An 11,845-nucleotide genomic window follows, 5' to 3' on the forward strand; every position below is an offset into this window, starting at 1 on the left:
ACGCCACGCCCCCGCAGGCCAACACTGCCGCCATGAGCGAGCAGAAGATCGAGTTTTACAAGGGCCCCGCCGGTGGCTGGGGCGCGTTGCGCAGCGTGACGAATGCGCTGCTGCGGCAGGACATTCCGGTTAAGGGCGCGAAGACGCTGCTCTCGGCCAACCAGCCCGACGGCTTCGACTGCCCGGGCTGCGCCTGGCCCGACCGCAACCATGCCTCGACCTTCGAGTTCTGCGAGAACGGCGTGAAGGCCGTGGCCGCCGAGGCCACCGCGCGCCGCGCCGGCCCGGAACTGTTCGCGAAGCACACGGTGGCCGAGCTGGCGCAGCAGAGCGACTTCTGGCTCGAAGACCAGGGCCGCCTCACGCACCCCATGGCCTACGACGCGGCCAGCGACAAGTACGTGCCCATCGACTGGGACGACGCCTTCGCGCGCATTGCGCAGCACCTGAACGCGCTGCCCGACCCGAACCAGGCCATCTTCTACACCTCGGGCCGCGCGAGCAACGAGGCGGCCTTTCTGTACCAGCTGTTCGTGCGCGAGTACGGCACCAACAATTTTCCCGACTGCTCGAACATGTGCCACGAGCCCAGCGGCAGCGGCATGCGCCCGCAGCTGGGCGTGGGCAAGGGCACGGTCACGCTGGAAGACTTCGAGAAGGCCGACGCGATCTTCATCTTCGGCCAGAACCCGGGCACCAACCACCCGCGCATGCTCGGCGAGCTGCGCGCGGCGTCCAAGCGCGGCGCGCGCATCGTGAGCTTCAATCCGCTGCGCGAGCGCGGGCTGGAGCGCTTTGCCGACCCGCAGGACAAGCTGGAGATGGCCACGCTGGGCTCCACGCCGATCAGCACGCACTACTTCCAGCTGCGCGTGGGCGGCGACTTCGCAGCGGTGAAGGGGATGATGAAGCACGTCATCGAGCGCGAAGACGCGGCGGTGGCGCGCGGCGAACCCTCTGTGCTCGACCACGCGTTCATCGCCGAGCACACCCTGGGTTTCGAGGCGCTGGCCGACGACCTGCGCGCCGAATCGTGGCCGCTGCTGGTGCAGGAGTCGGGCCTGAGCGAAGCGCAGATCCGCGCGGCGGCCGACGTGTACCTGGGCGCCAAGCGCGTCATCGCCTGCTGGGGCATGGGCATCACGCAGCACCAGCATTCGGTGGCCACGATCCAGATGATCGGCAACTGGCTCATGCTGTGCGGCCACATGGGCCGCGAAGGCGCGGGCGCCTGCCCGGTGCGCGGCCACAGCAACGTGCAGGGCGACCGCACCATGGGCATCTGGGAAAAGCCGCCGGCCGCGCTGCTCGACCGGTTGCAGCAGGTGTTCGGCTTCGAGCCGCCGCGCCAGAACGGCGTGGACACGGTCGAGGCGATCCAGCTCATGCTCGACGGCAAGGGCAAGGTGTTCTTCGCGCTCGGCGGCAACTTCGCGGCCGCCACGCCCGACACCTACCAGACCTGGAAGGCGCTGCAGCAGTGCGACCTCACGGTGCACGTGACCACCAAGCTCAACCGCAGCCACATCATCCACGGGCGCGAGGCGCTCATCCTGCCGTGCCTGGGCCGCACCGAGATCGACATGCAGGCCAACGGTCCGCAGGGCGTGACGGTCGAAGATTCGATGAGCATGGTGCACATCTCGGTGGGCATCAACCCGCCGGCGTCGGAACTCCTGCTGTCGGAGCCCGCCATCGTGGCGCGCCTGGCAGCGGCCACCATCGGCGCGCGCAGCAGGACGCCGTGGCTCTGGCTGGTCGAAGACTACGCCCGCATCCGCGACAAGATCGAAGCCGTGTTCGACGACTTCAAGGACTTCAACGCGCGCGTGGCGCACCCCGGCGGCTTCCGCCTGCGCAACACGGCGAGCGAGCGCGTGTGGGCCACCGCGTCGAAGAAGGCCGTGTTCTTCACGCACGCCGTGCCGCTGGACACGCACGCCCACCGGGCCCGCGCGCGCTTCGCGTCGCAGCGCGACACGCTGGTGTTCACGCTGCTCACCACGCGCTCGCACGACCAGTACAACACCACCATCTACGGCATGGACGACCGCTACCGCGGCGTGTTCGGCCAGCGCCGCGTGGTGTTCATCCACGCCGACGACATCCGCCAGCTCGGCATGAAGGACGGCGACTGGGTCGACATCCAGACCGTGTGGAGCGACGGGCAGGAGCGTCGCGCCGACCGTTTCAAGCTGGTGGCCTACGACATCCCGCGCGGCAACCTCGCGGCCTACTACCCCGAGACGAACCCGCTGGTGCCGCTGTCGTCGGTGGCCGAGAACGCGGGCACGCCGACCTCCAAGTCGATTCCCGTGGTGCTGTCGCTGCATGTGGCGCCGGTCGCGGCGGAGGCCGACGCCGTGGCGGCATGAGCGATTCCGGGTTCGACGCCGACGCTTTCTCCATCGCGATCCTGCGCGCGCTGGCCGAAGCCCCGGGCGAGGGCGGCATGTCGCTGCCGCGGCTGGGCAAGCGGCTGGGGCAGGGCGCGAGCGTGGTCATGCGCCAGCTCACGCTGATGGGCGATGCCGCGCTGGGCGGCGTGCGCGGACCGGGCTGGGTGCGCGTGGTGCAGCTGGACGATCGCTGGGTCGCGCACCTCACCGACGCCGGGCGCGCGGTCGCCGAGAGCCTGCCGGCTGACGACAGCCGAGACTGAGCGGACAATGGCCGCGGCCATGGAAAACACCCCCGAACCCGACGCCCTGCCGCCCCTCGCGCGGCATGCCGTGCACGTCTTCGGCGAGCGCGGCCTCGCGCCCGAAGGCGTGGTGCGCGACGACACGCTGGCCGCCGAGGTGCCGGTGGCGCTGGTGTTCAACGGCGTCTCGCACGCGGTGATGATGGCCACGCCGCAGGACCTCGAGGCCTTCGCGCTGGGCTTTGCGCTGAGCGAAGGCATCCTCGACAGCGCCGCCGACTGCCGCGGCATCGACGTGCGAACGGTCGAGGCGCTCGATGCGGGCCTGCCCGAGGGCATGCCGGGCATCGAGGTGCAGCTCGAAGTGTCCACGCGCAGCTTCGAACGCCTGAAGGACCGCCGCCGCAGCCTCGCGGGCCGCACCGGCTGCGGTGTGTGCGGCGTCGAAAGCTTCGCGGGGCTCGACCTGTCGCCGCAGCGCGTGCCGCCGCGCGACTGGATCGAGCGCATCGACCTCGCCACCGTGCTGCGCGCCTTCGCCGCCATGCCGCCGCGCCAGGTGCTCAATGCCGAGGCCGGCGCGATCCACGCGGCGGCCTGGGCCACGGTCGACGGCGAACTCACCGACCTGATGGAAGACGTCGGCCGCCACAACGCGCTCGACAAGCTGCTCGGCGCGCTGGCGCGCGCGAATCGGCTGCAGGAGCCCGGCTTCGTGCTGATGTCCAGCCGCGGCAGCCACGAGCTGGTGCGCAAGTGCGCGCGCCTGGGCATCGCGGCGATGGCGACCATCTCGGCGCCGACCGCGATGGGCGTGCGCATGGCCGAGCTCAGCGGCCTGCGGTTCTGGGGGCTGTGCCGCGCGCCGCGCGGTGTGCTTTACGCCAACGGGCTTGGTGCGCCGAGCGCCAGCACCGCGTCGGCCACGGCCTCGATGCCCTGATCCGACAGGTCGGACGCCCCCACGCGCTGGCGCTTCGTCCACGCACGAAAGTGCGTCTCTTGCGACTTCTGGTAGTGCGGGTCGTAGTGCAAGGACATGAGCTCGGCGAACAGGTGCGGCAGGTCGGCCTCATGGGCCCACTGCTGCCAGCGCGTCACCGTTTCCTTGCCCTGCAGTTCCTTGAGCACGCCCATCTTCTCGGCGAGCGCCGCGCGGTCGTCGCCCAGGTAGGCGTAGTCGCGCAGCAGGTAGGCCAGCCGCGCCTCGGGCGTGGCCTCCACCTCGATGCACGGCGCGGCGCGCATCTGCGCCACGAGCGACAGCGGCAGCGACAGCCGCCCGATGCGCACGCTCTCGCCCTCGACATACAGCGGGCGCGAGAGGTCGATGGCTTCGAGCACGGTCGCGATGCGCGTCTCGAAGTGCTTTTGCGAAGGCTGCGGCACGCCCGGCAGCGCGCCGAGCAGCGAGCCCTTGTGGTTGGCGAAGTCTTCGAGGTCGAGCACCTGCGCGCCGCGTTCGGCCAGCGCGTGCAGCACGCGCGTCTTGGCACTGCCGGTGGCGCCGCAGACCACGCGCAGGTCGAGCTGCGGCGTCAGCGCGTCGAGCTGCGAGATCACGTGCCGGCGAAAGCTCTTGTAGCCGCCCGCGAGCTGCTGCGCGTCCCAGCCCACGAGCCGCAGCCAGGTGACCATCGAGCCGCTGCGCATGCCGCCGCGCCAGCAGTAGACCAGCGGCTTCCACTTCTCGGGCCGGTCGGCCAGCGTGTCGCGCAGGTGCGTCGCGATGTTGGCCGCCACCATGGCACCGCCGATGCGGCGCGCCTCGAAGGCGCCGGTCTGCACGTAGACCGTGCCGACGATGTGGCGCTCCTCGTCGTTGAGCACGGGGCAGTTGATGGCGCCGGGAATGTGGTCGAGCGCGAACTCGGCGGGCGAGCGGGCGTCGATGATCGAATCGAAGGCGTGGCGGTCCGCCACCCGGACGGGCTGGCGATGACTCATGGCTGAAGGGACCTCATGCCGCCATTGTCGGCCACTCAGGCGTAGGCGGGACCTAAGCCTTTTCGCAAGCGAGCACTCGCCAAGTCGACGAAGGTGACCAGCACGAACATCGCGATCAGCACCGTCATCGCCTGCTGCTGCTGGAAGATCGACAGGTGGAAGTACAGCAGCTGCCCCAGCCCGCCGCCACCCACGAAGCCCAGCACGGCCGCCATGCGGATGTTCATTTCCCAGCGGTAGAGCGTGTAGGCCACCCACTGCGGCAGCACGATCGGCAGGCTGGCATAGCTGAAGGCGGCGACCGGGCCGGCGCCCGAGAGCGCCAGCGCCTGCTCGGGCTCGCGCGGCGCGTTCTCCAGCGCTTCGGCGAAGAGGCGCCCGAGCACGCCGGTCGTGTGCAGCGACAGCGCCAGCGCGCCCGCGAACGGCCCGATGCCGGCGGCCAGCACCATCAGTGCGGCCCACACCAGCTCGGGCACGCTGCGCAGGAAGTTGAGCACGAAGCGCGCGCCATGGCGCAGCGGCCCGCCGATGCGCCCCGACGCCGGCAGCGCGAGCACGGCGCCCGCCATGGCGGCCAGCACGGTGCCCAGCGCCGACACGGCCAGCGTCTGCAGCGCGCCGTGGCCGACCTTGGCCAGGAACTCGGGCGACACGTCGGGCGGGAAGAACTCGGCGATGAACTTGCCCATCAGCCGGAGCGATTCGGCCGAGCCCAGCGCGCCGTAGTCGATGCCCAGGTAGACGAAGCTCGCGACCACGGCCGCGGCGATCAGCGCTACGGCGAGCCAGCAGCGCAGGCACAGGGGAGGGCGTGGTGGCAGCGTCGTCATGCCAGGAGCTTTCGCAGCGCGTTGCTCAGCATGTCGGCCAGCAGCACGAGCGCGAGGAACACCAGCAGGATGCTGCTGGCCTCGCCGCCGTTGAGCATCTTCATCGACTGGTCCATCAGCTGCCCGAGGCCGCCCGCGCCCACGAAGCCCATCACCACCGAGGCGCGCACCGCGCATTCCCAGCGGTACACGGTGTACGAGGCCAGCTCCTGCGCCGTGTGCGGCAGCAGGCCGTAGCACAGCGCCGCGAGCCGGCCGCTGCCGCTTTCGAGCAGCGCGCGCGCGGGGCGCGTGTCGGTCGATTCGAGGATCTCGGCGTAGACCTTGCCCAGCATGCCGCCGTAGGTGATGGCCAGCGCCAGCACGCCGGCCGCGGGGCCGAGCCCGAGCGCGCGAACGAACAGCAGCGCCCACACGATCTCGGGAATGGCGCGCAGCACCATCAGCAGCCAGCGCGCCGCCTGCCGGACGACGCCGGCCTGCAGCCGGCCAGGGCCGGGTCCGATGCGAGAGATGGAGAGCGCGCGCGTGGTCACGAAGCCCAGCGGCGTGCCGATCAGCAGCGCCATGGCGGTGCCGGCCGTGGCCATGGCCAGGGTCTCGAGCGTGGCCTTGGCAAGCAGCGCGAGAAAGGCCGGCGAGCTGTCGGGCGGAAAGAAGCCCGCAAGAAAGCCGCCGATGACCGCGAGGTTGCCGCTGCCGAACAGCGCCCAGGGCTTGAATTCGGAGAGCGCGAGCACCGGCCACGCAACGGCCAGCGCCGCGAGCCAGCCGGCCAGGCGGCGGCCCGCGTGCGGATCGCGCAGGGCGGGGCGGGCGAGTGTCGCCGTCACGGGCAGTCCGGTCGATGGAAGGCTGGCTCGGCGGTGCCGACCGGCGGCGCGACCGGCAGCGGCCCTTGCGTCGCCACGCCGCCTTCGCTCGCATAGAGCGCCTCGAGCAGCGCCGGCGTCACCTGCGCGGCCGGCAGGTCGAAGGCGACCTGCCCGTCGCGCATGCCCACGATGCGCGGAAACCAGCGCAGCGCCAGGTCGACCGCGTGCAGCGACGCGACCAGCGTGGCGCCCGTCGATTCGCTCTGCGCCACCAGCTGGCCCACGGCCGCGTGCGCGAGCGTGGGGTCGAGCGCGGACACCGGCTCGTCCGCCAGCAGCAGCGCGGGGCGCTGGTACAGCACGCGCGCGATGCCCACGCGCTGCAGCTGGCCGCCCGAGAGGCGGTCGCAGCGGTCGAACAGCCGGTCTTCGAGCGCGAGCCGGGCCAGCGCCGCGTGCGCGCCCGCGATGTCGGACGGATAGAAGAGCGAGCCCAGCGCACGCGCCGTCGACCATTGGCCGAGCCGGCCCGCGAGCACGGCCGTGACCACGCGCAGGCGCGGCGCGATCGGCGGTGCCTGGTGCACGGTGCCGATGCGCGCGCGCAGCTGCTTGAGCGCACGCGCCGGCAGCCGCCACGGGTGCTGGCCCAGCGCCTGCACCTGGCCTTCGCCGGGCCGCAGCGCCGCGCCGAGCACGCGCAGCAGCGTGGTCTTGCCCGCGCCCGAGGGCCCGATGACGGCGATGCGCTCGCCGTCGCGCGCGGCCAGCGTCACCCCGGCCAGCGCGCGCTGGCCGTTGGGGTGCACCACGCCCGCGCTGTCGAGCGAAAAACTCATCCGCGCAGTCCGCTCACTTGATGAGGCCGGCCGACTTGCCCGCCGTCTCGATGCCGTCGTAGTTCGACGACTTGGTGGGAATGAACTTGCTCGCGCGCTGTAGCGCCATGATCTCCTTGTGCGCCGGGTTGGCCGGGTCCAGCTTCAGGAAGGCGTCGGTCAGCTTCTTCGTCACGGCGGCGTCCAGGCCGGGGCGCACGGTCCAGTTGTAGTCGTAGTAGGTCGGCGTGGTGGCCAGCACGCGCACCTTGGCGGCGTTGGGGTTCTTGGCCTCGACCAGCTTGTCCCACACCGAGGCGTTGAGCACGCCCGCTTCGGCGCGCGAGGCGGCCACGAAGGCCACGGTGGCGTCGTGCGCGCCCGAGAACGCGACGGTCTTGAAGTCCTTCTCGGGATTGATGCCGGCCTGCAGCAGGAAGTAGCGCGGCATCAGGCTGCCCGAGGTGGACGAGGGCGCGCCGAAGGCGAAGGTCTTGCCCTTCAGGTCGGCCAGCGTCTTGGCGGGGCTGTCGATCGGCACGATGAACTTGCTGGTGAACACCTCGTCCTCCGCGCGCTGCACGATCGGCACCGCGCCGCCGTTGGTGCGGATGCGCGCCTGCACGAAGGTGAAGCCGCCCAGCCAGGCCAGGTCGATCTTGTTGGTGGCCAGGCCCTCGACCACGGCGGCGTAGTCGGTCACGGGCGTGAACTGCACGTCCATGCCGGTTTCCTTCTTCAGGTAGTCGCCCAGCGGCGTGAACTTGCGCTGCAGCTCGGTGGGCGCCTCGTCGGGAATGGCCGACACGCGCAGCACGCCCTGGGCGAAGGCGCCCACGGCGGTGAGGGACAGGGCCAGCGCGAGCGCGAGCCGGGACACGGTTTGTTTCGTTTGCATGGTGTGATGACGCGTTCAGTGGAAAAAGAAAAGGGTGTGTCGGGGCACTCGGGCAGACGGCGGTGCAGGCTTCGATAATCGCGGCTTGTTCCATTCGACCGACCTGCCGCCATGATCGAAGCCGCACCTTCCAAGCTCCTGAATCCGTTGGCGCCGCTGCGGCTCACCAGCTTCTCGCATGGGGGCGGCTGCGGCTGCAAGATCGCGCCGGGCGTGCTGTCGCAGATCCTCAAGAACCATGCGGGCGGGCTGATTCCGCCCGAGCTCATGGTCGGTATCGAGACCGCCGACGACGCGGCAGTCTACCGGCTCAACGACGAGCAGGCGCTGATCGCCACCACCGATTTCTTCATGCCCATCGTGGACGACCCCTACGAGTTCGGCCGCATCGCCGCGACCAACGCGATCAGCGACGTCTACGCGATGGGCGGGCGCCCGATCATGGCGCTGGCGCTGGTCGCCATGCCGATCAACCAGCTGCCGGTGGAAGTCATCGCCGAGATCGTGCGCGGCGGGCAGGACGTGTGCCGCGCGGCCGGCATTCCCATTGCGGGCGGCCACACCATCGATTCGGTCGAGCCGATCTACGGGCTGGTCGCGATGGGGCTGGTGCACCCCAAGCGCGTGCGGCGCAACGCCGATGCGCAGGCCGGCGACGTGCTGGTGCTGGGCAAGCCGCTGGGCGTGGGCGTGCTGTCGGCGGCGCTCAAGAAGCAGCAGCTGTCCGAGGCCGGCTACCGCCAGCTGATCGAGAACACGACCAAGCTCAACACGCCCGGTATCGCGCTGTCGGCGCTCGACGGCGTGCATGCGCTGACCGACGTCACCGGCTTCGGCCTGGCCGGCCACGCGCTCGAACTCGCGCGCGGCGCGGGGCTCGCGGCGGTGGTCGAATGGTCGCGCGTGCCGCTGCTCGACAACGTGATCGCCATGGCCGGCGGCGGGCTGGTCACCGGCGCGTCGGGCCGCAACTGGGCGGGCTACGGCGCCGACGTGCAACTGCACGAGGGCCTGCCGGCCACCGCGCAGGCGCTCATGACCGACCCGCAGACCTCGGGCGGCCTGCTCGTGAGCTGCGCGCCCGAGGCGGTCGAGGCGGTGCTGGAGACCTTCCGCAACGAAGGCTTCGGGCAGGCGGCGGTCATCGGCCACGTGGAAGCTGGCGCGCCGGGCCTCGTCGTGCTGCCCTGAGCCGGGGCGCCGCCGGGCGGGTGGGGTCGTCATCGACAAGCGCTCCTTCGTTTTTTCGCATCGTGCGACAGGTCCGCGCAGCGGGCAACACCTGGCGGCCCCTTCATTCAATAACCCTTGAGTCCGCCGGTGCCGGTAGGCGTCGGCTATCGTTCGCGCCATGAACGCTTCCCTTCGCCTTGGCTGGCGCACGCTCTGGCGCGACCTGCGCGCCGGCGAGCTGCGCCTCTTGATCGTGGCCGTGGTGCTGGCCGTGGCCGCGCTCACGGCGGTCGGCTTCTTCGCCGACCGATTGCAGGGCGGGCTGCAGCGCGACGCGCGCCAGCTGCTGGGCGGCGACGCGGTGGTCGTGAGCGACAACCCGACGCCCGAAACTTTCATCGCGCAGGCGAAATCGTTCGGCCTCGCGGGTACCGGCACCTTCGGTTTCCCCACCATGGCGCGGGCCGAGGACGCCCAGGGCGGTGCCAGCAAGCTCGTGGCCCTGAAGGCCGTGACGCCGGGCTACCCGCTGCGCGGCAACCTGCAGACGGCGACCACGGCCGAGGGCGCGGGCACGGTGACCCGCGACGTGCCGGCGTCGGGCGAGGTCTGGGTCGATGCCTCGCTGCTCGACTCGCTGGGCCTGAAGGTCGGCGACACGCTGCTGCTGGGCGACACCGGCCTGCGCGTGGGCCGCGTGATCACGCTCGAGCCGGATCGGGGCGCGGGCTTCATGAGTTTTTCGCCGCGCGTGATGCTCAACCAGGCCGACGTGGCGCGCACCGGCCTCGTGCAGCCGGCCAGCCGCGTGGGCTACCGCTACGCCGTGGCGGGCGACGACGCCGCCGTGAAGCGTTTCACCGAATGGGCCGACGCCACCATCAAGAAGGGCGAATTGCGCGGCGTGCGGCTCGACTCCTTCGAGGGCGGCCGGCCCGAGATGCGCCAGACGCTGGACCGCGCCGAAAAATTCCTGAGCCTGGTCGCGCTGCTCGCGGCGCTGCTGTCGGCCGTGGCCGTGGCACTGGCCGCGCGCGGCTTCGCGGCCAGCCACCTGGACGACTGCGCCATGCTGCGCGTGCTGGGCCAGAGCCAGCGCACCATCGCCGCGGCCTACGCCTTCGAGTTCGCCGTGATCGGCACCGTGGCCAGCGCGATCGGCGTGGCCATCGGCTTCGCCGTGCACTATGTGTTCGTGCTGCTGCTGGCGGGGCTGGTCGAGACCGCATTGCCCGCCGCCACGCTGTGGCCCGTGGCCTTCGGCCTGGGCATGGGGCTCACGCTGCTGTTCGCCTTCGGCCTGCCGCCGGTGCTGCAGCTGGCGCGCGTGCCGCCGCTGCGCGTGATCCGTCGCGACGTGGGCGGGCTCAAGCCCGCGTCGCTCGCCGTGCTCGGCATCGGCGTGGCGGGCTTCGCGGCGCTGTTGATGGCGGCCAGCAGCGACCTCAAGCTGGGCCTCATTGCGGTCGGCGGCTTTGCCGGCGCCGTGGCCGTGTTCGCGCTGCTGAGCTGGCTCGCCGTGAAGGTGCTGCGCCGCAGCGTCAGCGAGACCACCGCGCCGCGCTGGCTGGTGCTGGCCACGCGGCAGATCTCGGCGCGGCCGGCCTACGCCGTGGTGCAGGTGAGCGCGCTGGCCGTGGGCCTGCTGGCGCTGGTGCTGCTCGTGCTGCTGCGCACCGACCTCGTGGCGAGCTGGCGCAAGGCCACGCCGCCCGACGCGCCCAACCGCTTCGTCATCAACGTGATGCCCGAGCAGAGCGAGGCGTTCCAGAAGACGCTGCGCGACGCGGGCGTCGCCAAGTTCGACTGGTACCCGATGATCCGCGGCCGGCTGGTGGCGATCAACGACAAGCCCGTGACACCCGACGACTACACCGAGGACCGCGCCAAGCGCCTGGTGGACCGCGAGTTCAACCTGAGCAACAGCACCGAGGCGCCCGCGCACAACAGCGTCACCGCCGGCGCCTGGACGCCCGAGGCGAAGAACGAGGTGAGCGTGGAAGAAGGCCTGGCCCAGACGCTGGGCCTGAAGCTGGGCGATACCCTGCGCTTCGACATCGGTGGCATGCAGAACGACGCGCGCATCACCTCGCTGCGCAAGGTCGACTGGGGCTCGCTGCACGCCAACTTCTTCGTGATGTACACCGTGGCCTCGCTGGCCGACGTGCCCGTGACCTACATGGGCGCCTTCCGCGCGCCCGAGACGCGCGGCTTCGACAACGCGCTGGTGCGCAGCTTCCCCAATGTGACCAACGTCGACATGAGCGCCACCATCAACCAGGTGCAGCGCGTGCTCGACCAGGTGGTGCGCGCGGTCGAGTTTTTGTTCGGCTTCACGCTGGCGGCCGGGCTGGTGGTGCTGTTCGCCGCCGTCACCGCCACGCGCGAGGAGCGTGCGCGCGAGTTCGCCGTGATGCGCGCGGTCGGTGCGCGCGCCAGCCTGCTGCGGCAGGTGCAGCGCGCCGAGCTGATCGGCGTCGGCCTGCTCGCGGGCTTCCTGGCGAGCATCGTGGCCTCGGTGATCGGCTGGGGGTTGGCGCGCTACGTGTTCGAGTTCACCTGGACCGCGTCGCCGCTCGTGCCGGTGGCGGGCGCGCTGGCCGGCGCGGTGCTCGCGCTGGCGGCGGGGTGGTGGGGCCTGCGCGATGTGCTGCGCCGGCCGGTGGTCGACACGCTGCGCCGCGCGGCCGAGTAGGGCTGCGCAGGCCCGTACAGTT

The 11,845-nt window shown here is 71.3% G+C and carries 10 protein-coding genes; 5 read left to right on the plus strand and 5 right to left on the minus strand.

All coding sequences use genetic code 11. The annotated features are described in order from the left end of the window. Positions 1-32 precede the first annotated feature (32 nt). Genes AC1RAD_RS06225 through fdhD form a run of 3 tightly spaced genes read left to right on the plus strand, consistent with a single transcriptional unit; the run spans position 33 to position 3,587 of the window. Positions 33-2,375, plus strand: a complete 2,343-nt coding sequence (locus tag AC1RAD_RS06225) for an FdhF/YdeP family oxidoreductase (RefSeq protein ID WP_492734196.1) — start codon at positions 33-35, stop codon at positions 2,373-2,375. Further along, positions 2,372-2,662 (plus strand): helix-turn-helix domain-containing protein, encoded by a 291-nt coding sequence (locus AC1RAD_RS06230; RefSeq protein ID WP_062479014.1) that lies wholly within the window; start codon positions 2,372-2,374, stop codon positions 2,660-2,662. The genes AC1RAD_RS06225 and AC1RAD_RS06230 overlap by 4 nt, the downstream gene beginning before the upstream one ends. 19 nt (positions 2,663-2,681) lie before the next feature. Beyond that, entirely contained in the window at positions 2,682-3,587 is a 906-nt protein-coding gene (fdhD, locus tag AC1RAD_RS06235; protein WP_492734197.1) for a formate dehydrogenase accessory sulfurtransferase FdhD, read from the plus strand. On the opposite strand, the gene mnmH is transcribed toward fdhD, so the two are convergent. The 5 genes from mnmH to AC1RAD_RS06260 are packed head-to-tail and all read right to left on the minus strand — an operon-like array spanning position 3,524 to position 7,955. Continuing rightward, positions 3,524-4,591 carry a tRNA 2-selenouridine(34) synthase MnmH gene (gene mnmH, locus AC1RAD_RS06240; protein ID WP_492734198.1) on the minus strand — a complete coding sequence of 356 codons (1,068 nt, stop codon included), beginning with the start codon at positions 4,589-4,591 and terminating at the stop codon, positions 3,524-3,526. The two genes, fdhD and mnmH, sit on opposite strands and share 64 nt — an antisense overlap. Positions 4,592-4,626: 35 nt before the next feature. Continuing rightward, positions 4,627-5,424 carry a phosphonate ABC transporter, permease protein PhnE gene (phnE, locus tag AC1RAD_RS06245; protein WP_492734199.1) on the minus strand — a complete coding sequence of 266 codons (798 nt, stop codon included), beginning with the start codon at positions 5,422-5,424 and terminating at the stop codon, positions 4,627-4,629. After that, positions 5,421-6,257 carry a PhnE/PtxC family ABC transporter permease gene (locus AC1RAD_RS06250; RefSeq protein WP_492734200.1) on the minus strand — a complete coding sequence of 279 codons (837 nt, stop codon included), beginning with the start codon at positions 6,255-6,257 and terminating at the stop codon, positions 5,421-5,423. The genes phnE and AC1RAD_RS06250 overlap by 4 nt, the downstream gene beginning before the upstream one ends. Next, complete coding sequence (locus tag AC1RAD_RS06255) at positions 6,254-7,078, minus strand: phosphonate ABC transporter ATP-binding protein (protein ID WP_492734201.1); 825 nt, start codon at positions 7,076-7,078, stop codon at positions 6,254-6,256. The genes AC1RAD_RS06250 and AC1RAD_RS06255 overlap by 4 nt, the downstream gene beginning before the upstream one ends. Positions 7,079-7,091: 13 nt before the next feature. Continuing rightward, positions 7,092-7,955, minus strand: a complete 864-nt coding sequence (locus AC1RAD_RS06260) for a putative selenate ABC transporter substrate-binding protein (protein WP_062469048.1) — start codon at positions 7,953-7,955, stop codon at positions 7,092-7,094. A 111-nt stretch (positions 7,956-8,066) separates the two neighbouring features. On the opposite strand from AC1RAD_RS06260, the gene selD reads away from it, so the two are divergent. Further along, positions 8,067-9,146: a selenide, water dikinase SelD gene (gene selD, locus AC1RAD_RS06265; RefSeq protein WP_492734202.1), complete on the plus strand. Its 1,080-nt coding sequence runs from the start codon at positions 8,067-8,069 to the stop codon at positions 9,144-9,146. 160 nt (positions 9,147-9,306) lie between these two features. After that, positions 9,307-11,823: an ABC transporter permease gene (locus AC1RAD_RS06270; RefSeq protein WP_492734203.1), complete on the plus strand. Its 2,517-nt coding sequence runs from the start codon at positions 9,307-9,309 to the stop codon at positions 11,821-11,823. Positions 11,824-11,845: the final 22 nt, after the last annotated feature.

The organism is Variovorax sp. GW823-FHT04B03 (genome assembly GCF_058796495.1).